We start from the raw sequence: 22,285 nt of genomic DNA on the forward strand, positions 1-22,285 counted from the left end.
GCTGCTCTGAGGTAGAATTCATGTCGGGCAAGGTGGCGTTTTTGTTGATAGCTGTGTTTCTCGATAACTCACATTTTATCAATCACTTACGGCATTCTTGCCCTTTTTTATGCAAAATTCAGGCTAGCAGGCGTAAACGGCAAAAAACCCGCAGAATCGTGATTCTCCGGGTTTTTTTGTGAGGTGCGTAGCTGCACCTCAGCAATACCGCGCCAAATTAACGCTTGGCGGTGGTACGTGCAGCAACGTTCTGTGCAGCCTGGGTGAACTGCGATACCGCTGCGTTCACATTGGTTTCCAGGGCTTCTTTCGCCTGCTTGGCGGTCTTGCTCATCTGCTCGTAGCCGGCGTTGGCGTTGCCGATCGATGCCTTGATCGCGGCAACCACGTTTTCCGAACCGGCAGGAGCATTCTTGCTCACTTCGTCAACCAGCGAAATGACTTTGCGGTTGGTTTCGGCGATCTGGAACTCGGCAGCTTTACTGAATTCAGCCTGGGTGCCGGTGGCGATTGCGGCCAGCTGGCGGCTGTACGACATCGCTTTTTCAGCGGTCGGCTGAGCCTGGGCGGCGGTCAGCGAGAAAAATTCTTGTGGATCCTTGCACGACAGCAGCTGCTTGGTAGCGATCGAGGACTCTTCCAGCGTTGCCTTGGCAGCGGTGATGTTCAGCTCGACCAGCTTTTCAATGCTTTCGAAGGCCTTGGTCGTCAGCGACGAGTACAGCGCAAACTGCGATTCAAAGTTGGCTTTGGTGGCGTTCGAAAACTGCTCAGGGATTGCAAACATATATATTCTCCAAATATTGATTAATAGTATTGTTGATAAATGCTGCGTTGAACCGGTGAGGCAGAAAAATCTGTCAAGCCAAGGCTGAACAATAGGATTGTGCAGCGCAACAAAGTCTATTTTAATGATTTCCTGATCAGAGTCAAGCGAATTTTGTGCAGTGCACAAATCACTCGCGATCAATCCAAATTGATGTGCTTGACAATATTGCGCAAGTCGATTCCAGAGCGACATGCGCCTCGTCTGTCATAGACAAAACCGGCCTTGGTAACATGGCAACGCGGCCCATGCTAGACTCGCTATTCGCGCTGTCCCACCTGTTGATGCGGCGTATTGACGTTTCGGCGTCGAGCGCGACCCTTGATATATGTCAAACGAAACGTCTAAAAATGTTGCGCCGCGCCACAGTGCGCCCTGGCTGTCGCCGATGCCGGTGTTTTTCGTGCTGTTGTGGAGTACCGGTTTCATCGTGGCCAAGTTCGGCCTGCCGTACGCGCCGCCGCTGACCTTTCTGCTGCTGCGCTGCGCGGCGGTGCTGGCGGTGCTGCTGCCCATCGTCCTGATCTGGAAGGCACCGTGGCCGAAGGGCTGCATCGGCCATATCGCCGTGGCCGGCTTGCTGCTGCAGGCGGGTTACCTGGGTGGGGTCTGGTGCGCTATCAAGCTCGGCATGCCGGCCGGGGTCACCGCCCTGATCGTCGGCATGCAACCGATCCTGACCGCCGCCTGCGCGCCCCTGATCGGCGAAACCGTGCGTCCGCGCCAGTGGCTGGGCTTGCTGTTCGGCCTGACCGGCGTGGCGCTGGTGGTGTATGCCAAGATCACCCTGGTCGGCCTGTCGCCGCTGGCGATCGGCTTCAGCGTCCTGGCGCTGCTGTCGATCACCGCTGGTACGATGTACCAGAAGCACTTTTGTCCGCGCTTCGATTTGCGCACCGGCACCGTGATCCAGTTCGCCTCCACTGTGGCGGTGCTGCTGCCGGTCGCGCTGCTGTTCGAAGGACTCGACTGGTCGCTCAGCAGCATCACATGGACGCCGCGTTTCATCGGCGCGTGGATGTGGTCGGTGTTTGCGCTGTCGATCGGCGCCATCTTCCTGCTGTTCCAGTTAATCCGCCGCAGCGATGCGACCCAGGTGACCAGCCTGCTGTACCTGACGCCGCCGACCACGGCGGTCATGGCCTGGCTGATGTTCGGCGAGGCCTTCAGCTGGCTCGGCGTGGCCGGCATGCTGGTGGCGGTGATCGGTGTGGTGTGTGTCGTCAAAAAATAGGAGAAACAATGTTGGCTAGTAATGAACAAGCAATCGTCGACGCCGCCATCGGCTCGCGCCGTTCGATCCGTGCCTTCCTGCCGACCCCGGTCGCGCGCGAAGATATCGAGCAGATCCTGGCCGTGAGCGCGCGCGCCCCGTCCGGCACCAATATCCAGCCGTGGAAGGTCACCGTGCTGACCGGCCAGGCCAAGGAGAGCCTGTCGCAGGCCATCCTGGCGGTCCACAACGATCCCGAGCAGGCCAGGCTGCACACGGAGGAGTATCCGTACTATCCGCGCGAATGGACCTCGCCCTACATCGAGCGGCGCCGCAAGGTGGGCCTGGACTTGTATTCGCTGCTGGGCCTGGAGCGCGACAACAAGGCCGGCATGCACGCCCAGTTCGGCCGCAACTACCGCTTCTTCGATGCGCCCGTGGGGCTCATTTTCACCATCGACCGGGTGCTGGAGCAGGGTTCGTGGCTCGATTACGGCATGTTCCTGGAAAACATCATGGTCGCTGCGCGCGGGCGCGGGCTCGATACCTGTCCGCAGGCGGCGTTTACCCCGTATCACAAGGTCATTGCCGCGTATCTTCAGCTGCCCCCCACTGAGATGCTGGTATGCGGCATGGCGCTCGGCTTCGCCGATCCGGACAAGATCGAGAACAGCCTGGTGACCGCGCGCGAAGCTGTGGCAAGCTTTGTTCGCTTTATGGAATAAACGCGTACACTGTGACGGATGCAAGGAGCGTGCTGGCTACCGACGTTGTAGCCCAGCACAAGACTTCCTCCGAATGTCAAATTCGTTTGCGATTGCTGAGTACTTTGCTAGACTTCAGCGATATAAAGGTCAGCTCGCTTCAAAGGAATTCAGATGTATAAGTTTGTCTTGGGCGCTATCGCTTCCCTGCTGTTAGTCTTCACGCCGCCGGTCGAAGCCAAGGTCAAGGCCAAAGCCAAGGCCGGCGTCAGTGCGGGCAAGGTCAAGAAGCAGTCCGTCGGCAAAGCGCGCTTCAAACGGCGCGAGATCGCGCCGCGCGTGGTGGCCGAAAGCCGCAACACGATGGTGCGCCGCACCGTCATGGTGCGCGGCAAACGCAAGGCCGTGTACCAGCGCGTGATCGTTGCCGCCTCGCTGCCCGAACGGGTACGCCAGAGTGCTGGCGACCGTGCCGGCCTGAACCAGACGTCCGACCCGCTCGATCTCAAATCCAACGTCGCTTTCGTGCTCGACCAGAACAATGCCGAGGTATTGTTCGAGAAGAACGCGAATATCGCCTTGCCGATCGCCTCGATCACCAAGCTGATGACCGGCCTGATCGTGGTGGAAGCGCAGCAGGACATGGGCGAAGTGCTCACCATCACCGACGATGACGTCGATCACGAAAAATTCACCAGTTCGCGCCTGCGCATCGGTTCCAGGATGACGCGCGCCGACCTGCTGCATATCGCGCTGATGAGTTCGGAGAACCGGGCGGCGTCTGCGCTGGCGCGCAATTATCCGGGCGGCGTGGCGGGCTTTGTCGAGGCCATGAATGCCAAGGCGCACCAGCTGGGCATGAACGATACGCGCTATGTCGATTCGAGCGGGCTGTCCAGCCGCAACGTCGCCAGTGCGCGCGACCTGGCCAAGCTGGCCATGTTCGCCTACAACCAGCCGCTGCTGCGCCAGTATTCGACCGATCCGAAATCGACGGTCGATGCGGGCGACCGGATGATGCATTACAACAATACCAACTATCTGGTCGCGATGCCGGATTGGGATATCGGTTTGCAAAAGACCGGGTTCATCAATGAAGCGGGGCGTTGCCTGCTGATGCAGACCGTGATCCAGGGGCGCGCGGTGATCATGGTGTTTTTGGATTCGAAGGGCAAGCAATCGCGCACCGCCGATGCGGGACGCATGCGGCGCTGGCTGGAGGCCTTGCGGCCGCCGGGCTTGTCTTGAAGTAGCGATTGAACCGTCGTTACCGCCTTCGGCGGCATCGACGGTTCAGGCCGGTCCTGTATATCCCAGGGTCGCCGAAATCTGGCTCGCCGTCGTCACCAGATCTTCCAGCCATTCCTCCTGAAGGCGATCGGCCGGCGCCGAAATCGACAAGCCCGCAATCAGCTTGCCCGAATCGTCATGGATGCCCGCCGCCATGCAGCGCACGCCCAGTTCCAGTTCTTCGTTATCGCGCGCATAACCGCGCGTCCTGACCACGCTCAGCTCGCGTTCCAGCTTGCCCAGATCGGTGATCGAATTCTTGTTATGCCCGGCCAGCCCGGTCCGCGTGGCATAGGCCCGGATCGCCTTCGGTTCATCGACCGACAAAAACAGCTTCCCGGTCGAGGTCAGGTGCAGTGGACCGCGTCCGCCGATCGCGCGCACCACCTGCATCCCGGAGCGCTCCGAAAACGCGCGGTCGATGTAGACAATCTCATCGCCCTGGCGCACCGACAGATTGATGGTCTGCTGGGTCTTCTTGTGCAGCGAGCGCATGAAGTCGAGCGCCGCTTCGCGCACCGACAGCCGGCTTTTCACCACGTTGCCCAGCTCCAGCAAACGCATGCCGAGACGGTAGGTGCCCGGCTCGACCCGGTCCACGAAGCGCGTGATGACCATGTCGTTCAGAATCCGGTGCGCTGTCGAGGGATGCAGTCCGGATACCTTGGACAATTCCTTCAGGCTCACCGGATCGGTATAGTTGGCCAGCGCGTCGAGCAGGGCCACCATGCGCTCGATCACCTGGATCGAGGTTTTGGGTGCTTCAACGGTGTCGATTTTCATGATGTGGTTGGTGCAGTGCAGTATATGTCCGTTCTTTATACCACAATGTGAAAAGGATTGGCAATTTCCCTGCGCCGCGCGGCAAAGGTGGCGCGCTAGCGGCGGGGCGGGGCATAATGCGTTTTACCTGTTATTTTGAAGAGACTCCATGACCGAGCCTGTCAGTGAATTCAAGAGCAAAAGCGGCCTCAAACGCATCGTGGCGGCCACCGGCTATTCGATCGATGGCTTCAAATCGGCCTGGGCAAGCGAGCATGCCTTCCGCCAGGAACTGTTCACGGTGGTTATCGGCGCCATCATCGCGCTGGTGCTGCCAATCTCTTCCTTCCAGAAACTGTTCCTGATCGCCGTGCTGGTGCTGGTGCTGATCGTCGAACTGATCAACTCGGCCATCGAAGCCGTGGTCGACCGGATCTCGCTGGAGCGCCATCCGCTGTCGAAGAACGCCAAGGATTTCGGCAGCGCCGCCGTGATGCTGGCGGTCATGATTGCCGTGGCATCGTGGGCGGTGGTGCTGTTCAACCGTTTCTACTAAGTCCGATTGGTATTGCCGGCCGAGCCGGCTACCAGGCCCTGACCCTGAGCGACGGCTGGGTCAGGTCGGTCGTCAGTACCTCGAGACGCAATCCGCTCGGCGTGCCGTCAGGCCAGTTGACCGTCACGATGCCATCGCTTTGTTTGAAGAGCTCTTGGGAAAACCCGTAGCGCCGGTCGCGCGGATAGATATACACCGCCCGGTCTATCTCTCCAGGCAAGGTCGCGCCCGATCCATCGCGGGCGGGCACAATCAATGGAATGCCGTCGGCGCCGATCTTCACGTACCAGATCGCCAGCCCGGCATCCGGGATCCCATGCAAGTTCGTGAACGCCGCGCCGTCGTAATTGAAGTAAGCGCCTTGCTCGAGATAGCCTTCCAGCCGAATGCAGGTGTAGTCGGGGGCGCGCGTCGATACGGTGGGCGTGCCGGTCCAGCCTTTGTCCGTGGTCATGAAGTTGTCTTGTCGCGAGGGACTGAACCATGAATACAAGGGCAAGGTATTCGGTGGTTGCGGCCGGGCCGGGTCATGCACATAGCCGCTGATCGCCTGCATCACGTAACCGCCCCTGGTCTCAAAAGGCGTGCCTGCCCACACCGGGTTGGTGGTGGAGAAGTGGTCGCCGTTGCTGGCGTTGTACCAGGAGTACAAGGGGATCGTTCCCACGGGGCGGGGCAGCGACGCCTTGAAGATGAATCCGTCCGTCCTCGCGTACTTCGCTGCCGGATTGCGGGCGTCGAACAGCGCGCCGCCGATCCGGCTCGTGGTGTTCCAGTTGTCGGCGGTGGCGGCGTTCCAGAGGCCGTACAGCGGCTCGATGTCGGTTCTTGCGCTGAGCTGGGCTTTGTAGCGGTACTCGAGGAGGAAGAATTCCTTGTTGCCGCGCGTGGGGTGGTAGAAGACGACCGCCTTCTGCTCGTTTTTCGATATCGCGCTCGCGAGGATGTCGAAGGTCCCGCTCGTTCCTATCGTTCGCACCGTTGGCTTCACCCAGCCGGCAATGATCTTGTTCATCGGGTCGGGGTGCGACACCCGCCGGCCAGCCTGCAGCGCCCCCATGAGCGAATAGCGGAAGTTCTTCGCGAAGCCCGCACCGTACACGTCGACGCCTCCGGCGTAGTGGGTCATCTCGTGCGCCAGCCCGCTCAGGTTGTGGATCACGTCCTGCGCGATGCTGACCGACTGCGAGCGGACCCGCAGGCCGCTGGCCAGGGTAAAGTCGATTCCCCGGTTCTGGCCTCCGCCGATCATTCCCTGGCCTTCCCACAAGTAGAGCGCGACGGTTCCCGGAGGCTGCGCCCGCGCCGGGTCGAAAATGAAGCCGTCTTGCCGGATGAACACGTAGCCCTTGGCCTGTAGCGCGGTAGCTTCAGCGCCAGTCGGGCTGGTCGTCGTCAAGAGGTAGTCCTTGCGCAGGTTGTTGCGCCAGATGTAGACCGCGACGGTGTTCAGGGGAGCGAGCGCCGCCGGGTTGAACATGCGGCCCAGCGCGCCGACCAGGCCGTATCCGGCGGGAATCGTTGCGCTGGTCCCGGTTGAGTAATTGTCGCCGGTGGCGCCGTTGAACCACAAGTTCAAGGGGCGCGTGGTCGTGGGCGAGGTGCTTGAATCGGCGCGGTAGACGTATCCCAGCAGCCTGGTGAAGGCGTAACCGAGTTCGTTGAACACGGGGCCGACGACCGGTGTCGGCGGCGGAATCCATGCGGGATGGGTGGTCGCGATGAATTCGTGGCTCTGGCGCGCGGAATGGATGGTGTTGATGACCAGTTCGTCGCGGGTGAGGGTCCCGTCTCCGTTCCTGTCGAATGCGCGGAAATTGAAACCCGCAGCTTCCGCGGCGCGACTGATGGTCGTGAAGTAGGTGGCGGGGTCGGCCGAGGCCAGCTTGCTTTCGTCGAGCGCGGTTCCGGGAATGTCGCGCGCGTAGAGCGGCCCGACGATGCCGGCGTTGGCGAAGTTGAAGCTGCCATTGCTGGCCTGGTCGAAGAAGCCCAGCTCTCCCGCCAGGCTGGGCTTGAGCGTCGCCGTGCCGCCAAACACCAGCTGGGAGTAGGTCGTCCTGTAGTCGGAGGGAAACGGTTCGGTATCCGAGAATTGCCATAAAATGGTCAGGACGGGAATCTGGCCCCAGATGGGCGTGGCGCGGTAGCCGAAGTTGTCCCCCGGCGCTTGCGCGAACGAGGGTGCACAGACGCCGAGTGCCGTGGCCAGGATCAGACAGAGCAAGGCCAGGCGCCGCATGCCCGCCCCGGACGCGCGCTGTTCAGGCGCGCTGCGGCTCTCATCGTCGAAGCCTCTTTCATTGCTGGTAATCATGATTAGCTCCATCCCACATCGTTTCAGTGGTCATCGGATCAAGCAGGCCTGGCTTGCCGCGCCACGGCGGCCGGGGATGGGAAGCGCGATGGCGCGCGTGATCCGTCGCGCGCATCGCTGTCCGGCAGGGTCGAGTGCACTGGACTGGCAAGGCACCGGCCCGGGCGGATAGTCGGATAGTCGGGTAGTTCAGCCGATGCGGTGTTGATCAGGCTCAGCAGCGATTCCCGCCCTATCGGCCCGCCTTATGCGCACACCGCATATCGAACCGCGAAACGATTCCTTCGTTTTCTTCCCGTCGCGCCGTACTCTGGCGGTCCAGGAGGTGGCGCCATGACGGAACTCTTTCCCCATTTTCAAGTAATCGTGGTCAGCGGGCTGCATGACAGCGGACCGGGCCATTGGCAGTCGCGCTGGCAGCGCCTGCACCCGGAATTCGTGCGCGTGCGCCAGGATGACTTCGACCAGCCCGACCTGGCCGCCTGGGCCGCGCGCCTGGACCAGGTGCGGCGCGCCGATCCGCGTCCCGCGCTGCTGGTGGCGCACAGCTTCGGCTGCCTGACCGCGGTGCACAGCATCGCCCGCCGCAGCGAGGGCGTGGCCGGCGCGCTGCTGGTCGCGCCGGCCGATCCCGACAAGTTCGGCGTGTCCGACCGCCTGCCCGCGCTGTCGCTCGACTGCCCTAGCAAAGTGGTCAGTAGCGCCAACGATCCGTGGATGAGCGCATCGCACGCGGCCCTGTGGGCGCGCCGCTGGGGAAGCGAGCTGATCGAGCTGGGCCGGCTGGGCCACATCAATGCCGATTCCGGCCTGGGCGACTGGCCGTCCGGTTACAACTATTTGCAGCGTTTGGCCGAATTGGCGCACAATAGGGTGCTGGCCTTTTCGGCATGATTGACATCCGCGTATACATTTCGAACAAGGTTCGAACAACTTTCGATGAACGATTGGAGATCACAATGAGTTTACGTCTGGGCGATACCGCTCCCGATTTCGAGCAGGATTCTTCGCTGGGAACAATCAAGTTTCACCAATGGGCGGGCGACTCGTGGGTGGTGCTGTTTTCGCATCCGGCCGACTTCACGCCCGTCTGCACCACCGAGCTGGGCCTGACCGCCAAGCTCAAGCCTGAATTCGACAAGCGCAATGTGAAAGCCATTGCCCTCTCGGTCGATCCGGCCGAGCTGCATAAAACCTGGATCAAGGACATTGAAGAGACGCAAAAGACCGTGGTCGGCTTTCCCATCATCGCCGATGCCGACAAGAAGGTCGCCGCCCTGTACGACATGATCCACCCGGAACAGTCGGCCACGGCCACGGTGCGCTCGCTGTTCGTGATCGATCCGAAGAAGAAGATCCGCCTGTCGATCACCTATCCGATGAGCACCGGGCGCAACTTCGACGAAGTGCTGCGCGTCCTCGACGCCCTGCAGCTGAGCGATGCCTACACCGTGGCCACGCCCGGCAACTGGCGCGATGGCGACGATGTCATCATCCCGCTGAGCGTGCAGGATCCGGAACTGATCAAGCAAAAGTATCCCAAGGGCTACACCGCCGAGCGCGCCTATCTGCGCCTGACGCCGCAGCCGAACAAGTAAGGACCCCCTGCGCGGGAGGCCGATTGCGCCAGGGGCGGCGTCGGCATCCCGGCATTACCATTTTCACCACGCTGGTTCGAAACGCATAAGCAAATAAGCTTTCCGTTGTTTGAATCACGGCTGAGTCCCTATACCCTGAATGTATTCTAGGGACTCATTCATGCAACTTACGTATATCGTTTCAGGTTTCGCCGTCGGCCTGCTGGTCGGCATGACCGGCGTCGGCGGCGGTTCCCTCATGACGCCGCTGCTCACGCTGCTGTTCGGCGTGCCGCCCTCGGTCGCCGTCGGCACCGACCTCGCGTTCGCTTCCATCACCAAATCGGCCGGTACCTTCACCCACCGCCTGCGCGGCACGGTGCGCTGGGATATCGTGCGCCATCTCTGCTTCGGCGCCTTGCCGGCCGCCGTGGCCGCCACCCTGGCGCTCAAGCAATTCGGCGCGCTCGACAAGGAAATCGGCCAGCTCATCCGTTACTCGATCGCCGGTTCGGTCATGCTGACCGTGATTGCGCTGCTGTTCAGAGGCAAGATGATGGCGTGGATTAACGCCAAGCCCGAGCGTCAGTTGCAGGGCAGGCCGCTGATGGTCGCCACCATTGTTTCCGGCGCGGTGCTGGGGGTGCTGGTCACGGTCTCCTCGATCGGCGCCGGCGCCATCGGCGCGACCCTGCTGGTCATGCTGTATCCGCGCATGAGCCCGGCCGAAGTGGCCGGCACCGACATCGCCTACGCCGTACCGCTGACCGCGATCGCCGCCTTCGGCCATTGGTGGCTCGGGTCGATCGACTGGACCTTGCTCGCCATGCTGCTGATCGGCTCGCTGCCTGGCATTACCATCGGCTCCTGGGTGGCCAAATCTGTGCCGGAAGGCTTCTTGCGCGGCTTGCTGGCGACCACGCTCACGCTGGTGGCGGTCAAGCTGGTGTATTGATCGCGCTCTGACGAGCGCCACTCACGGCGGGCAGGGCCAGGCCAGCGCCACCTGCGCGCGCAGAAGCGGGTCGGCGGCGACGATCGGCGCCAGCCAGCGCAGCACCGTCGCCGCTTCATGGCGCAGTTCGGTCCACAGCGCAAATTCGCAGTTGAGCGCCGCATTCACGTACACCCGCACCAGCAGTTCGCGTTCGACCGGCGCCGCGCCGGCCGCCGCGCCCAGGCGCACGTAGGCCGCCACCAGCGCCCGCATGTCGCCGCCGCGCGGCAGCATCGGCGCCGGATCGCACTCCTGCGACCAGACCTGGAAGATGGCGCGCAGCCCGGGCGGCACGCTGACGCTGAGCACGGTTTCCTTTTGCGCTGCCCGGCAACTGTCCGGCGCGCCGCCACTACCTTGCAAACCTTCATGCTTGTCCATGGTTCCTCCTGATCGCTGCATGTCAGACAGCGCCGGGACGAGCCGGGTTCAGCCGTTCAAGTGGGCCTTTGCGCCCGCTCAAGCCGACCGCATCCGGGGCGGTCGGCGCAATCCTAATAGCCTATCCATCTATGCAAATAAGAAATGCTTCGTTTGCGTTATGAGGTTCTAGTGCGATTATTGCCGCCTATTAGACGAATTTGTAATAAGAGGCCCCATGTCCCCTTCACCTCCCGGCGAAAAGCTGCCTCGGATCGTTCCCGGCCTCGACTGGCTTTTCCGCTGGCTGTATGTCAAAACCCCGCGCCGGGTGTTGCCCGGCTTCGGCCTGACGCTCGGCTTCACGGTCTTCTACCTGTGCCTGATCGTCCTGATCCCGCTCTCGTCGGTGTTCCTCAAGACCTTCAGCATGACCTGGCCGGCGTTCTGGGAAGTGGTGGCGTCGGAGCAGGCGATCGCTTCCTACCGCCTCAGTTTCGGCGCCTCCTTCATTGCGGCGCTGATTAACACCTTCTTCGGCGGCATCGTCGCGTGGGTGCTGGTGCGGTATGAATTCCCGGCCAAGCGCTTCATGGATGCGCTGGTCGACCTGCCGTTCGCGCTGCCCACCGCGGTGGCCGGCATCACGCTCACCGCGCTGTACTCGTCCAACGGCTGGATCGGCAAGTACTTCACCGAGCTTGGCATCAAGGTCTCGTACACGCCGCTCGGCGTGGTGGTCGCGCTGACCTTCATCGGCCTGCCCTTCGTGGTGCGCACGGTGCAGCCGGTGCTGGAAGACCTGGAAAAGGAACTCGAAGAAGCCGCCGCCAGCCTGGGCGCCAACGCCTGGCAGACGTTTACCCGCGTGGTGTTCCCGGCTGTGATGCCGGCCCTGGTGACCGGCTTTGCGCTCTCGTTCGCGCGCGCCACCGGTGAATTCGGCTCGGTCATTTTCATCGCCGGCAACCAGCCGATGATCTCCGAAATCACGCCGCTCCTCATCTACATCAAGCTCGAAGCGTACAACTACGCCGGCGCCACCGCGATTGCCGTGGTGATGCTGGTGGCCTCGTTCGCGCTGCTGTTGGCCATCAATTTGCTACAGGCGTGGACCCGCGCCAGGACCGGTAAAAAATGAGCACCGTGATCAGCCAGGCCACGTCGCCTCAAGAGCGCCGCCCGCGCCGTTCGTTCTGGGAGCTGTTCCTGCGCCGCTCGCACCCGCTCGAACCGGTCTGGGTCAGCGCGCTGTTGAAACTCATCGCCCTGATTTTCCTGACCCTGTTCCTGTTCATTCCGCTGGCGGCCGTGTTCGCGGAAGCCTTCAAGAAGGGCATCGACACCTACATCGCGGCGATCACCGATCCGGACGCCGTCTCGGCCATCAAGCTGACCGTCATCGCCGCCCTCATCTCGGTGCCGTTCAACCTGGTGTTCGGCGTGTGCGCCGCGTGGTGCATCGCCAAGTTCGAATTCAAGGGAAAATCGATCCTGCTCACCTTGATCGACCTGCCGTTCTCGGTCTCGCCGGTGATCGCCGGTTTGATCTATGTGCTCATGTTCGGCGCCCAGGGCTGGTTCGGCGAATGGCTGGCCAAGAACGACATCAAGATCCTGTTCGCGGTGCCGGGCATCGTGCTGGCGACGGTGTTCATCACCTTCCCGTTCGTGGCGCGCGAACTGATTCCGCTGATGCAGTCGCAGGGCAACGAGGAAGAAGAAGCCGCGCTGGTGCTGGGCGCCTCGGGCTGGGCCACGTTCTGGCGCGTGACCCTGCCGAACATCAAATGGGGCCTGCTGTACGGCGTGATCCTGTGTAACGCGCGGGCCATGGGCGAATTCGGCGCGGTGTCGGTGGTGTCGGGCCACATCCGCGGAGAGACCACCACCATGCCGCTGCACGTCGAAATCCTCTACAACGAATACAACTTCGCGGCCGCCTTTGCCGTCGCCTCGCTGCTGGCATTGCTGGCGCTGGTGACCCTGGCGATCAAAACCTTTGTCGAATGGCGGCTGCGCGAAACGCACGCGCTGCATGCCGCAGACCGCAACATGGAGCACGGATCATGACGATCGAAGTCAAGAATATCAACAAGCGGTTCGGCGATTTCGTCGCCCTCGACAACGTCACGCTGCAGTTCCCTTCGGGCGAACTGACCGCGCTGCTGGGGCCTTCGGGCTGCGGCAAGACCACCCTGCTGCGCATCATCGCGGGGCTGGAGCATCCGGACCGGGGCAGCGTGCTGCTCGATGGCGAGGATGCGTCCGACCGCCATGTGCGCGAGCGCCAGGTCGGCTTCGTGTTCCAGCACTACGCGCTGTTCAAGCACATGACGGTGTTCGAGAACGTGGCCTTTGGGCTGCGCGTCAAGCCGCGCAAGGAGCGTCCGAGCGAACAGCAGATCCGCCACAAGGTGCAGCAGCTGCTCGAACTGGTGCAGCTCGACTGGCTGGCCGACCGCCATCCGCCGCAACTGTCGGGCGGGCAGCGCCAGCGCATCGCCCTGGCGCGCGCACTGGCGGTCGAACCGCGCGTGCTGCTGCTCGACGAGCCGTTCGGCGCGCTCGACGCCAAGGTGCGCAAGGAATTGCGGCGCTGGCTGCGCCGCTTGCACGACGACCTGCATGTGACCAGCATTTTTGTGACCCACGACCAGGAAGAAGCGCTGGAAGTGTCGGACCAGGTGGTCCTGATGAACAAGGGCCGGGTCGAGCAGTTGGGCTCTCCGGAGCAGGTGTATAACAATCCGGCCTCGCCCTTCGTGTACGGCTTTTTGGGCAACGTGAACCTGTTCCACGGGCGCGTCAACGACGGCGTCATGGCCAGCGGCGACGCCAGCTTCCTGGTGCCGGAGCATGCCTCGGCCAGCAACGGGCAGGGCACCGCCTACGTGCGGCCGCACGACCTTGATATCGACCGCTACACGCCGGGCGCGGAGGGCATCGTCGTCAAGCTGCGCCGCGCGCATGCGATCGGCCCGCTGGCGCAGCTCGATCTGGAGCGCGCCGACAATGCCGAATTGATCGAAGCGGTCATTCCCAACGAGCGCTATCGCCAGCTCGGCTTGAAGGAAGGCGAAACGCTGGTGGTGCGTCCGCGCCGGATGCAGGTGTTTGTCGACCAGGGAGCGGCGATATGAATTTTCAACAACTGCGGTCCATCCGCGAAGCGGCCCGGCGCGGCTACAACCTGACCGAGGTGGCCAATGCCCTGTTCACGTCGCAGCCGGGCGTGAGCCGCCAGATCCGCGAGCTCGAAGACGAACTTGGGGTGGTGATCTTCGAGCGCAACGGCAAGCGCCTGACCGGCCTGACCGATCCGGGCAAGGGCATCCTGAAGATCATCGACCGCCTGCTGGTGGAGGCCGAGAACCTGCAGCAGGCCAGCATGGAATACGCGGGCAAGAACAGCGGCACCCTGACCATCGCGGCGACCCACACGCAGGCGCGCTACGCGCTGCCGAAAGTGGTGCAGTCGTTCCGCAACGATTTTCCGGAAGTGCGCATCGCGCTGCAGCAGAGCGCACCCGATCACATCGCCGAATGGGTTTTGTCGGGCAAGGCCGATATCGGCATCGCCACCGAGGGCCTGTCGCAGTTCCCCGACCTGGTGTCGTTCCCGTGCTACCGCTGGAGCCACCTGATCGTGGTGCCGGACGCTCATCCGCTGCTCAATTGCTCGCCGATCCGGCTGGAAGACCTGGCCGGCTATCCGCTCATTACCTACGACGTCGGCTTCACGGGGCGCGGGCATATCGACGCGGCGTTCGCCAAGGCCGGGGTGCGCCCCGACATCGTGCTCACCGCGATGGATTCGGACGTGATCAAGCAGTATGTGAGCCTGGGCATGGGCGTGGGGATCGTGGCCTCGATGGCCTTCGATCATGGCCGCGACATGGGCTTGCGCGCGGTGGAGGCGTCGCACCTGTTCGCGCCCAACGTGACGCGCCTGGCGGTGCGGCGCGGCGCGTATCTGCGCGCGTATGCGTATCACTTCATCGAACAGTTCGCGCCGGATGTCTCGCGCGCCGATATCGAACGCGCGCTCGACGCCGACGCGCCGCGTGAAAGTTAGCCTGGGCGAGTGATTGCTTGCAAATGCGAATGATTCTCGTTTATACTTAGAGCCTGTTTCGGTGGGCCGGGGGAAGCAGGGGGCGATGCCTGGCGGGCGCGGGCAAGGCGCGAGGAGGCCGCATGGCTAGCCATGCAACGACGAGCAACGCCGCCCCCGCCTGCCAGGCGCGCCAACTGCGACTCCGGCCTACCGAAACAGGCTCTAAGTTCAGCAAGCCATCCACCCACGCATAGCCCGCCGCCGTCGCCAGCCACTGCACACCGTCAAGGAAGCATCGTGTCGAGCAAACATCCACAGAATCCAAGCGAGCCTTGCCAGCATGTGACGATCGCCGACAGCACCATCGGCCACGTCAGCATCTGCCCCGAATGCAGTGTGCTGCACCTGTCGCTGAACCACGTCTCGGTGCGCTTCACGCCGGAAGCGTTCCGCGCGCTCTCGGGCATGGTCGGCGACGCCCAGGCGCGCCTCGACCACGTGGCCCAGTCGAATGCCGCCGCCGCTGCCGCCGCCGTCATCGACGAAGCGCGCCACGGCCCCAAGCTGCATTAAGGAGAAGCGTATGTGCGACCACGATGCCAAAAAGCCGCTCGCGCGGTTCTTCCCTCCCGACGGCGAAGCGGCTTCGCGCACTTCGTCGTCGCGCCGCCAGCGCCTGTGGGAGCTGCCGGCCAATACCCACTGCCCGGTGATCGGCGTGTGCCTGCCCCTCGGCGTGCTGCGCAAACTGGTGAACAAGGGCGTGCGCGGCCAGGCCCTGGCCGACGACTACGAAATCCACGTCGGCGCGGTGGCCGAATGCGCCAACCGCAACCGCATCTCGAACCTGCTGCAGGACGCGCTCGACCAGCGTTACGCGCTGGTGCTGCTGCGCTTCAAGGATGCGCGCAGCGGCGATGCCGTCATGCAGCTGTGGCGCCAGGCGATCGCGCAGGGCGACGTGGCGGGCGCCTTCTGGGCCGCGCTGACGCACCCGCGCAGCGACTTCCTGGTGCAGGACACGGTGCTGCGCGAAATGCACATGATCCAGCACCAGGCCGGGGCGACGACCCGCATCGACCATGCGCGCTACCTGGAACTGCAGGAAGAGAATGCGGCGCTGGCGGCCGAACTGGCGCAGTCGCAGCAGCGCCATGTGCGCACCCTGGCCGACAAGGCGCGCGAGCTGGAACAGGTGCAGGCGCAGTTGATGACTGCGCGCGCCGAGCTGGTGGCGCGCGAGAGCAAGGTCGCGTTCCTGCAGGCCGACATGGCGGAGCTGAGCGCCTCGGTGCCGGACCTGGAAGCGCGCACGCGGCTCAAGCAAAAACTCGATGAAGCGGCGCAGCGCCTGGGCGCGCGCGATGCGCAGCTGGCGCAGCTGCGCCAGCAACTGGCGGCGTCCACGCGCCAGCTGGACGCCTTGCAGGCGGCGCGGCCGGTGGACGCGCTGGTGTGCGAGGAAGACGCGGCCGAGGCCATCGCCGCCGCGCAGCTGGTCGACAAGACCTTGCTGTGCGTGGGCGGCAGGAGCGCCAGCGTGGCCAGTTACCGCTGCATGACGGAGGAGGCGGGCGCCAGGTTCGCGCACCATGACGGTGGACAGGAGCACGGCGCCGATCTGCTGGACGCCAACCTGGCGGCGGCCGACCTGGTGATTTGCCAGACCGGCTGCATCAGCCACAATGCGTACTGGCGCGTGAAGGAGCACTGCAAGCGCACCGGCAAGCAGTGCGTGTTCGTGGAAAATCCGAGCAGCACCAGTTTTTCGCGCGGGCTGCGCCAGATCGCCATTCTGGCCGCGTAGGGTCCCGCCGTCTTGCAGCCGGTTCGCGGACACGGCGCCTATTTGCGGTGCTTGGCCAGGAATTCCCAGATCACGGCATTGGCGTCGATATCGCGGCTGGTCCTGCCGAGCGGCAGGCCGACGTTGAAGGCGTCGGCGCCGGGCCAGGTATGGCCGCCGTTCCTGACAGTGACCAGCGCCGCGCTCACGCCGTCGCGGCTTTGTTCCAGGTGCGTCACCTCGGTGTCGTCACGCTTGTCGCTATCGGCCGTGCGCTCGCTCGCGGGCGCGCCATCGAGTCCGCTATTTTTGAGCCAGTAGCGGTGCGACTCGGCGGCGGATAGATAATGACCCGCCTTGCCGTCGAATGCGACGATCGTGTCGGCCGTGCCGGCGATGTGCATGACCCCGATTTTGCCCGGTTTGGCCTGCTGGTCGATGACCGTTTGCGGCGTCTGCGCGCCCACCACCGCCACCGCCGCAAAAAGATGGGGCAGTTCGGTGGCCACGCGCAAGCTGAAGAAGCCGCCGCGCGACAGGCCGGTGGCGTACACGCGGCGCTGGTCGATGCGGTAGTCCGCTTTCAGCTTGGCCAGCATCGCTTCGGTGAAACCGATATCGTCGCTGCTCTCCTTGCTGTCGCGCGCCAGGTTGACGTTCCAGTCTTGCTTGATGCCCTGCGGGTACACCACGATGAAATTTTCGCGCTCGGCGCTCTGGTTCATGCGCGTGTAGAGCATCTGCTCGCGCATGGTCATGCCGCCGCCGTGGTAGTTGATCACGACCGGGAACTGCTGTTGCGGATTGGCGGCGTACGAGGCGGGCGTGTAGACGATGAATTTGCGCTTCACGTCCTGATGGACCAGCCGCTGTTCCTGCGCCGTGGCGGGAATCGAGGCGCAGAACAGAACGATGAGCGGGAACAGCGATTTCATGGGGCATCCTTGCGGAAGTGGAAAGACCCCAAGGTACGATATCGGATGTGAAAACCGTGTGAAGCCGCTGGCCGCCGCCAGCGGCTGGTTTATGCGCGTCGCTTATGCGCCCGGGTTGGTGATGCGCGCGTGGATCGCGTCGATCTCCGCCACCACTTCCGGCGCCAGGGTCACCGCCATGGCGTCGATATTTTCCTTTAACTGCGCCAGGCTGGTCGCGCCGATGATGGTCGAGGCCACGAACCAGCGCGAGTAGCACCACGCCAGCGCCATTTGGGTCGGCGTCATGCCGTTGGCGCGTGCCAGCGCCGCGTATTCCTTGACCGCCGCCAGCACCGGCGCGCGCAGATAGCGCGGGCTCCACGACGCCGGGAAAATCGTCAGCCGTCCACTGGCCTTGGGATCGTCCAGGTACTTCGCGCTCAACTGGCCGAACGCCAGCGGGCTGTAAGCGAGCAAGCCCACATCTTCGCGAAAGCAGGTTTCGTCCATCAGGCTGGTCTCGAAGGTGCGCGCGGTCAGGTTGTACAGGTTCTGGACGCTGGCGATGCGCGGCAGCCCTTTCATCTCGGCCTGCTTGACGAATTCGCTCACGCCCCACGCACTCTCGTTCGACAGGCCGATATGGCCTATCTTGCCGGCGTCGATCAGTTCCTGCAATCCGGCCAGGGTCTCTTCGATGGGAATGGCCGCGCGTTCCTTGGCCGGGTCGAACGCGGTGGCGCCAAAGATCGGCACATTGCGGCTCGGCCAGTGCAACTGGTACAAATCGATATGATCGGTCTGCAGGCGCCGCAGGCTATCTTCGACCGCCGCGCGCAGGCTGGCGCCATCGAGGTTCTGCTTTCCTTCGCGGACCCAGTGCAGGTTCGGATTCGGGCCGGCGGCCTTGGTCGCCAGCACGATCTCGCCGCGCCGGCCGGTCTTTTTCAGCCAGCTGCCGATAAAGCGCTCGGTGTCGCCCTGCGTCTGCGGACGCGGCATGACCGGGTACATTTCTGCCGTGTCGACAAAATTGATGCCGCGTTCGAGCGCGTAATCGAGCTGGCTGTGGGCGTCGGCTTCGCTATTCTGCTCGCCGAAGGTCATGCTGCCGAGGCAGATCTTCGATACCTCGAGCGGCGTGCGTCCGAGCCTGGTCTTGATCATGGTGCGTTCCTTATGGTCGAAGGGCCTGCGCGCATTCGCGGATCAGGCCCGGTCCCTGGTAAATCAGGCCGGTGTACAACTGTACCAGCGAGGCGCCGAGATGGATCTTTTCTTTGGCGTCGGCGCCGCGCATGATGCCGCCCACGCCGATAATCGGCACGGCGTCGCCCAGTTCCTGGCGCAGCGCGCGGATCACGATGTTCGACAGCTCGAATACCGGATCGCCCGAGACGCCGCCGGTTTCCTGGCCGTGCTTCATGCGCTCGACCTCGCGGTGGCTGAGGGTGGTGTTGGTGGCGATGACGCCGTCTATCTTGTGGCGCAGCAGGGCGCCGGCGATATCCTTGATCTGGTCGCCGTCGACATCCGGCGCGATCTTGAGCGCCAGCGGCACGTAGCGCTTGTGCTGGTCGGCCAGGCGCAGTTGCGCGTCTTTCAGGCGGGAGAGCAGCGCGTCCAGTTCCGACGCGCCCTGCAGCTGGCGCAGGTTGGCGGTATTCGGCGAGGAGATGTTGACCGTCACGTAGCTGGCGTACGGGTAGACTTTTTCGAGGCAGTGCAGATAGTCGTCGACCGCGTTTTCGATCGGGGTGCTGGCGTTCTTGCCGATGTTCAGGCCAAGCACGCCCTGTTTGTCCTGGTAAAACTTCGAGGCCTGCACATTGGCGACGAAGGCATCGACGCCGCCATTGTTAAAGCCCATGCGGTTGATCACGGCGCGCTTGGCCGGGATGCGGAAAATGCGCGGCTTGGGATTGCCCGGCTGCGGTTTGGGCGTGACCGTGCCCACTTCGATGAAGCCGAAACCGAGGCTTGAGAGGCCGTCGATGTAGGCGCCATCCTTGTCCAGCCCCGCGGCCAGGCCGACCGGGTTGGGGAAGGTGATGCCCATGACGGTGCGCGGATCGGGCGCGGGTTTGCTTAACAGGCCGGTCAGGCCCAGCGCGGCCGCGCTACGCAGGAAGGGCAGGGTGACGTTGTGCGCCGTTTCCGGCTTGACGGTGAACAGCAGGGGACGGCCTAAGGCATACAGCAGTTTCTGGGACATGGAGTGCTCGGGTTGGTGCGGGTCCCGGCATTTTACCGTGAGCCGGGGCTGCCCGCTCGCTATCGGCTAGCGATCGAGCACGCTCCAGATGCCGTCGATGCGCGCTTCGAGCGGCCGGAAGTTGATCTTGTAGGCCATCTTGGGACTTTGTTCGATCCAGTATCCGAGGTACACGAACGGCAGTTTCAGTTCGCTGGCCTGGGCGATCTGCCACAGCACGTTGTAGGTGCCGAAGGAGGCGCCGGCGACGTCGGGGTCGAAGAAGGTGTACACCGACGACAGGCCGTCCGACAGCACGTCGATGATCGAGACCATGCGCAGCACGCCGTCGCCGTCGCGGAACTCCACCAGGCGCGTGTTGACGCGGCTTTGCAGCAGGAACTGGGCGTACTGGTCGCGGCTGTCCTGGTCCATGCCGCCGCCGACGTGGCGCGTGGTCTGGTAGCGCAGGTAGAGCGCGTAGTGTTCGTCCGAAAAACTCAGGTTGGCGACCGTGGCCACCAGCGCCGCGTGGCGACTCCAGGCGCGCCGCTGGCCGCGGCTGGGGGCGAATTCGGCGGCGCGCACGCGCACCGGGATGCAGGCGTTGCAGCCGTCGCAGTAAGGGCGATAGGTGAAGATGCCGCTGCGCCGGAAGCCGTTTTTCACCAGCTCGGAGTAGACGTCGGCGTTGATCAGGTGCGAAGGGGTGGCCACTTGCGAGCGCGCTTGCCGTGCGTCGAGATAGCTGCACGGGTAGGGCGCTGTGGTGTAGAACTGCAGCGTCGAGAAAGGCAGGTCGTTTAAGTGCGTCATGCAGTCGCTTTCGATACGGCGTGGTTGCGAACGGTGGCCCTGGTTGCTTCCTTCGGTTCTATTGTAGCCAAACTTTACGCTGTTTACGCCATCTGTGTAAATGGCGATCCCGGTTTCCATTGCGCGATGCCGGGTTTGGCGATCGCGTCGCGCAAATGCGCCAGGAAGGCGCTGCGCGGGATCGGCGCCGCGCCCAGTGAGGCCAGGTGGCCGGTCTCCTGCTGGCAGTCGATCATGGCCACGCCCTGGCCGCGCAAAAAGGCGACCAGGAAGGCCAGCGCGATCTTGGAGCCGTCGGTCACGCGCGCGAACATCGATTCGCCATAGAACATGCGGCCGATGCACACGCCATAGGCGCCGCCAACCAGTTCGCCATCGAGCCACAGTTCCGACGAGTGGGCGTAACCCATCGCGTGCAGGCCGCTGTAGCCGTCGACGATGTCGTCCGAAATCCAGGTGCCCGGGCCATCCTTGCGCGGGGCGGCGCAGGCGCGCATCACGTCTTCGAAAGCGCTGTCGAAGCGCACCTGCCAGCGTCCGCCTTCTTGCATGCTGCGTTCGACCCGGCGCAGGGCCTTGCGCAGGCTGTTGCTGATGCGAAAATCTTCAGTCATCAGCACCATGCGCGGGTCGGTGCTCCACCAGAGAATGGGCTGGCCTTCGGAAAACCAGGGGAAGATGCCGTGCCGGTAGGCGCTCAGCAGGCGCTGGGGCGACAGGTCGGCCCCGGCCGCCAGCAGGCCCGGCGCGTCCGAGGTGAGCGCTGAGGAAACGTCGGGAAACGGCGAGTCGGTCTCAAGCCAGGGAATCATGGCTTAGTCGGGATCGCTGGAAATACGCATCGCCCGCACCACGTCGTGCGTGTGGAAACCGAAGCCGCCGCCGTCGCGCATGCGGGCGCAGTCGGCGAAAAACAGTTCCAGGGTGGTGCGGATGGTGGGGAAGGCCAGGTCGTCCCACGGAATCTCGTGCTCGGCGAACATGCGCGCGTCCAGGCTTTCGATGCCGGGCGCAAAGTCCAGGCTGCGCAGGCGGGCCAGGTAGAACAGGTGGACCTGGTGCACCTGGGCGACATTAAGCAGGCTGAACAGGTTACCGATCTCGATGTCGGCGCCGGCTTCCTCTTCGGTTTCGCGAACGGCGGCCTCGGCGGTGGTTTCATCGTTTTCCATGAAGCCGGCCGGCAAGGTCCAGTAGCCGTGGCGCGGTTCGATCGCGCGCTTGCACAGCAGCACGCGCACTTCCTCGCGTTCTGGTTGCCACACAGGAATGGAACCGACGACGAGTTTGGGATTCTGGTAGTGGATCGCCGCGCATTGCTTGCAGACATAGCGTGGGCGGTTGTCGCCCTCGGGGATGAGCAGGTCGACGGGATGGGCGCACTCGGAACAAAATTTCATAGAAGGTGGAAAGAGTGTGGGAAGAATGATGTTCGCTTACTGTACACCGATTGCAGGCCAAATGCGGTGTGCGCGGGGCGTAAAAGCGCGCTGACGCCCCTGCGCCCGCGTTTGCCTTACCGCTATCGCGCATCTTGATTGGATTAATATTGCCTAATTCTGAAAAGGCCCCTATAATAGCTACATACAGACGCGGGGTGGAGCAGTCTGGCAGCTCGTCGGGCTCATAACCCGAAGGTCACAGGTTCAAATCCTGTCCCCGCAACCAAATTCGAAAAGCCCTTGATTCTGCAAAGAGTCGAGGGCTTTTTCCGTTGTTGCGTCAGGGCTGGCGATCAGCCTCGCCGGCCGCTTCTTCCACCAGTGCGGCATTTTGCTGCGTCACTTCACCCATTTGCGTCACAGCATCGTTAACCTGGTTGATGCCGGCACTCTGCTCGCGCGGGGCCGAGCCTTGCCGATCGAGACATCGACCAATTCCTTGATGTCCTTGGCCGATGTGAAAATCGG

23 protein-coding genes, 1 tRNA gene and 1 pseudogene are annotated in these 22,285 nt (G+C 63.3%); 14 read left to right on the forward strand and 11 right to left on the reverse strand.

What is annotated here, in order from left to right; all coding sequences use genetic code 11:
- Positions 1–217: 217 nt before the first annotated feature.
- A complete protein-coding gene (gene phaP / locus F2P45_RS28230; RefSeq protein ID WP_166881585.1) occupies positions 218–787 on the reverse strand; it encodes a phasin family protein in 570 nt (189 codons plus the stop codon).
- A gap of 427 nt (positions 788–1,214) precedes the next feature.
- On the opposite strand from phaP, the gene F2P45_RS28235 reads away from it, so the two are divergent.
- From F2P45_RS28235 to pbpG, 3 genes are all read left to right on the forward strand, one after another.
- On the forward strand, positions 1,215–2,060 hold the full coding sequence (locus tag F2P45_RS28235; protein WP_229505347.1) for a DMT family transporter: 846 nt from the start codon (positions 1,215–1,217) through the stop codon (positions 2,058–2,060).
- An 8-nt stretch (positions 2,061–2,068) separates the two neighbouring features.
- Positions 2,069–2,764: a nitroreductase gene (locus tag F2P45_RS28240; protein WP_166881549.1), complete on the forward strand. Its 696-nt coding sequence runs from the start codon at positions 2,069–2,071 to the stop codon at positions 2,762–2,764.
- Between the two features lie 153 nt (positions 2,765–2,917).
- A complete protein-coding gene (pbpG, locus tag F2P45_RS28245) occupies positions 2,918–3,991 on the forward strand; it encodes a D-alanyl-D-alanine endopeptidase (RefSeq protein WP_166881550.1) in 1,074 nt (357 codons plus the stop codon).
- Between the two features lie 45 nt (positions 3,992–4,036).
- Here the strand turns inward: pbpG and F2P45_RS28250 are convergent, their stop codons facing one another.
- Entirely contained in the window at positions 4,037–4,816 is a 780-nt protein-coding gene (locus tag F2P45_RS28250; protein ID WP_166881551.1) for an IclR family transcriptional regulator, read from the reverse strand.
- Positions 4,817–4,964: 148 nt separating this feature from the next.
- Here F2P45_RS28250 and F2P45_RS28255 point away from each other — a divergent pair, with 148 nt between their 5' ends.
- Positions 4,965–5,351, forward strand: coding sequence for a diacylglycerol kinase (locus F2P45_RS28255; protein ID WP_166881552.1), 387 nt, complete (start codon positions 4,965–4,967; stop codon positions 5,349–5,351).
- A 28-nt stretch (positions 5,352–5,379) separates the two neighbouring features.
- Here F2P45_RS28255 and F2P45_RS28260 read toward each other — a convergent pair whose 3' ends face one another.
- Entirely contained in the window at positions 5,380–7,668 is a 2,289-nt protein-coding gene (locus F2P45_RS28260) for an EF-hand domain-containing protein (RefSeq protein ID WP_166881553.1), read from the reverse strand.
- Positions 7,669–8,001: 333 nt separating this feature from the next.
- On the opposite strand from F2P45_RS28260, the gene F2P45_RS28265 reads away from it, so the two are divergent.
- The 3 genes from F2P45_RS28265 (at position 8,002) to F2P45_RS28275 (ending at position 10,200) form a co-directional block, all read left to right on the forward strand.
- The gene (locus F2P45_RS28265) at positions 8,002–8,562 is read left to right on the forward strand and encodes an RBBP9/YdeN family alpha/beta hydrolase (RefSeq protein WP_166881554.1); all 561 of its coding nucleotides are present in this window, start codon (positions 8,002–8,004) and stop codon (positions 8,560–8,562) included.
- Positions 8,563–8,627: 65 nt separating this feature from the next.
- Entirely contained in the window at positions 8,628–9,266 is a 639-nt protein-coding gene (locus F2P45_RS28270) for a peroxiredoxin (RefSeq protein ID WP_166881555.1), read from the forward strand.
- 160 nt (positions 9,267–9,426) lie between these two features.
- Positions 9,427–10,200 (forward strand): sulfite exporter TauE/SafE family protein, encoded by a 774-nt coding sequence (locus F2P45_RS28275; protein ID WP_166881556.1) that lies wholly within the window; start codon positions 9,427–9,429, stop codon positions 10,198–10,200.
- Positions 10,201–10,221: 21 nt separating this feature from the next.
- Here the strand turns inward: F2P45_RS28275 and F2P45_RS28280 are convergent, their stop codons facing one another.
- Positions 10,222–10,623, reverse strand: a complete 402-nt coding sequence (locus F2P45_RS28280) for a hypothetical protein (RefSeq protein WP_166881557.1) — start codon at positions 10,621–10,623, stop codon at positions 10,222–10,224.
- Between the two features lie 217 nt (positions 10,624–10,840).
- Between F2P45_RS28280 and cysT the strand changes: the two genes are divergently transcribed.
- The 6 genes from cysT (at position 10,841) to F2P45_RS28310 (ending at position 16,469) form a co-directional block, all read left to right on the forward strand.
- Entirely contained in the window at positions 10,841–11,743 is a 903-nt protein-coding gene (gene cysT / locus F2P45_RS28285) for a sulfate ABC transporter permease subunit CysT (protein WP_166881558.1), read from the forward strand.
- A complete protein-coding gene (gene cysW / locus F2P45_RS28290) occupies positions 11,740–12,675 on the forward strand; it encodes a sulfate ABC transporter permease subunit CysW (RefSeq protein ID WP_166881559.1) in 936 nt (311 codons plus the stop codon). Before cysT ends, cysW begins: the two co-directional genes overlap by 4 nt.
- Positions 12,672–13,745, forward strand: a complete 1,074-nt coding sequence (locus F2P45_RS28295; RefSeq protein ID WP_166881560.1) for a sulfate/molybdate ABC transporter ATP-binding protein — start codon at positions 12,672–12,674, stop codon at positions 13,743–13,745. Before cysW ends, F2P45_RS28295 begins: the two co-directional genes overlap by 4 nt.
- Positions 13,742–14,680, forward strand: a complete 939-nt coding sequence (locus tag F2P45_RS28300; protein ID WP_166881561.1) for a CysB family HTH-type transcriptional regulator — start codon at positions 13,742–13,744, stop codon at positions 14,678–14,680. Before F2P45_RS28295 ends, F2P45_RS28300 begins: the two co-directional genes overlap by 4 nt.
- A 279-nt stretch (positions 14,681–14,959) precedes the next feature.
- Entirely contained in the window at positions 14,960–15,235 is a 276-nt protein-coding gene (locus F2P45_RS28305; RefSeq protein WP_187364125.1) for a hypothetical protein, read from the forward strand.
- A gap of 10 nt (positions 15,236–15,245) precedes the next feature.
- Positions 15,246–16,469, forward strand: coding sequence for a DUF2325 domain-containing protein (locus F2P45_RS28310; protein ID WP_166881562.1), 1,224 nt, complete (start codon positions 15,246–15,248; stop codon positions 16,467–16,469).
- 38 nt (positions 16,470–16,507) lie between these two features.
- Here the strand turns inward: F2P45_RS28310 and F2P45_RS28315 are convergent, their stop codons facing one another.
- The 6 genes from F2P45_RS28315 to F2P45_RS28340 form a co-directional block, all read right to left on the reverse strand.
- Positions 16,508–17,383: a CE1 family esterase gene (locus F2P45_RS28315; protein ID WP_166881563.1), complete on the reverse strand. Its 876-nt coding sequence runs from the start codon at positions 17,381–17,383 to the stop codon at positions 16,508–16,510.
- 102 nt (positions 17,384–17,485) lie between these two features.
- Positions 17,486–18,532, reverse strand: coding sequence for an aldo/keto reductase (locus tag F2P45_RS28320; protein ID WP_166881564.1), 1,047 nt, complete (start codon positions 18,530–18,532; stop codon positions 17,486–17,488).
- A gap of 10 nt (positions 18,533–18,542) precedes the next feature.
- Positions 18,543–19,580, reverse strand: coding sequence for a quinone-dependent dihydroorotate dehydrogenase (locus F2P45_RS28325; protein ID WP_166881565.1), 1,038 nt, complete (start codon positions 19,578–19,580; stop codon positions 18,543–18,545).
- Positions 19,581–19,646: 66 nt separating this feature from the next.
- On the reverse strand, positions 19,647–20,375 hold the full coding sequence (locus F2P45_RS28330; protein ID WP_166881566.1) for an arginyltransferase: 729 nt from the start codon (positions 20,373–20,375) through the stop codon (positions 19,647–19,649).
- An 83-nt stretch (positions 20,376–20,458) separates the two neighbouring features.
- Positions 20,459–21,187 (reverse strand): leucyl/phenylalanyl-tRNA--protein transferase, encoded by a 729-nt coding sequence (gene aat / locus F2P45_RS28335; protein WP_166881567.1) that lies wholly within the window; start codon positions 21,185–21,187, stop codon positions 20,459–20,461.
- Between the two features lie 3 nt (positions 21,188–21,190).
- Complete coding sequence (locus F2P45_RS28340; RefSeq protein WP_166881568.1) at positions 21,191–21,775, reverse strand: NUDIX hydrolase; 585 nt, start codon at positions 21,773–21,775, stop codon at positions 21,191–21,193.
- Positions 21,776–21,966: 191 nt separating this feature from the next.
- Between F2P45_RS28340 and F2P45_RS28345 the strand changes: the two genes are divergently transcribed.
- Positions 21,967–22,043, forward strand: a tRNA-Met gene (locus F2P45_RS28345).
- Positions 22,044–22,112: 69 nt separating this feature from the next.
- Here F2P45_RS28345 and F2P45_RS37065 read toward each other — a convergent pair.
- Positions 22,113–22,226, reverse strand: a pseudogene (locus F2P45_RS37065) (methyl-accepting chemotaxis protein); the annotation flags it as partial.
- Positions 22,227–22,285 lie beyond the last annotated feature (59 nt).

The sequence above is a fragment of the Massilia mucilaginosa genome (assembly GCF_011682145.1).
GTDB classification, from domain to species: Bacteria; Pseudomonadota; Gammaproteobacteria; order Burkholderiales; family Burkholderiaceae_D; genus Telluria_A; species Telluria_A mucilaginosa.

Coding starts and splice junctions, on each gene's coding strand:
- phaP (WP_166881585.1), bottom strand. CDS start 787: ATGTTTGCAATCCCTGAGCAGTTTTCGAACGCCACCAAAGCCAACTTT.
- F2P45_RS28235 (WP_229505347.1), top strand. CDS start 1,215: ATGCCGGTGTTTTTCGTGCTGTTGTGGAGTACCGGTTTCATCGTGGCC.
- F2P45_RS28240 (WP_166881549.1), top strand. CDS start 2,069: ATGTTGGCTAGTAATGAACAAGCAATCGTCGACGCCGCCATCGGCTCG.
- pbpG (WP_166881550.1), top strand. CDS start 2,918: ATGTATAAGTTTGTCTTGGGCGCTATCGCTTCCCTGCTGTTAGTCTTC.
- F2P45_RS28250 (WP_166881551.1), bottom strand. CDS start 4,816: ATGAAAATCGACACCGTTGAAGCACCCAAAACCTCGATCCAGGTGATC.
- F2P45_RS28255 (WP_166881552.1), top strand. CDS start 4,965: ATGACCGAGCCTGTCAGTGAATTCAAGAGCAAAAGCGGCCTCAAACGC.
- F2P45_RS28260 (WP_166881553.1), bottom strand. CDS start 7,668: ATGATTACCAGCAATGAAAGAGGCTTCGACGATGAGAGCCGCAGCGCG.
- F2P45_RS28265 (WP_166881554.1), top strand. CDS start 8,002: ATGACGGAACTCTTTCCCCATTTTCAAGTAATCGTGGTCAGCGGGCTG.
- F2P45_RS28270 (WP_166881555.1), top strand. CDS start 8,628: ATGAGTTTACGTCTGGGCGATACCGCTCCCGATTTCGAGCAGGATTCT.
- F2P45_RS28275 (WP_166881556.1), top strand. CDS start 9,427: ATGCAACTTACGTATATCGTTTCAGGTTTCGCCGTCGGCCTGCTGGTC.
- F2P45_RS28280 (WP_166881557.1), bottom strand. CDS start 10,623: ATGGACAAGCATGAAGGTTTGCAAGGTAGTGGCGGCGCGCCGGACAGT.
- cysT (WP_166881558.1), top strand. CDS start 10,841: ATGTCCCCTTCACCTCCCGGCGAAAAGCTGCCTCGGATCGTTCCCGGC.
- cysW (WP_166881559.1), top strand. CDS start 11,740: ATGAGCACCGTGATCAGCCAGGCCACGTCGCCTCAAGAGCGCCGCCCG.
- F2P45_RS28295 (WP_166881560.1), top strand. CDS start 12,672: ATGACGATCGAAGTCAAGAATATCAACAAGCGGTTCGGCGATTTCGTC.
- F2P45_RS28300 (WP_166881561.1), top strand. CDS start 13,742: ATGAATTTTCAACAACTGCGGTCCATCCGCGAAGCGGCCCGGCGCGGC.
- F2P45_RS28310 (WP_166881562.1), top strand. CDS start 15,246: ATGTGCGACCACGATGCCAAAAAGCCGCTCGCGCGGTTCTTCCCTCCC.
- F2P45_RS28315 (WP_166881563.1), bottom strand. CDS start 17,383: ATGAAATCGCTGTTCCCGCTCATCGTTCTGTTCTGCGCCTCGATTCCC.
- F2P45_RS28320 (WP_166881564.1), bottom strand. CDS start 18,532: ATGATCAAGACCAGGCTCGGACGCACGCCGCTCGAGGTATCGAAGATC.
- F2P45_RS28325 (WP_166881565.1), bottom strand. CDS start 19,580: ATGTCCCAGAAACTGCTGTATGCCTTAGGCCGTCCCCTGCTGTTCACC.
- F2P45_RS28330 (WP_166881566.1), bottom strand. CDS start 20,375: ATGACGCACTTAAACGACCTGCCTTTCTCGACGCTGCAGTTCTACACC.
- aat (WP_166881567.1), bottom strand. CDS start 21,187: ATGATTCCCTGGCTTGAGACCGACTCGCCGTTTCCCGACGTTTCCTCA.
- F2P45_RS28340 (WP_166881568.1), bottom strand. CDS start 21,775: ATGAAATTTTGTTCCGAGTGCGCCCATCCCGTCGACCTGCTCATCCCC.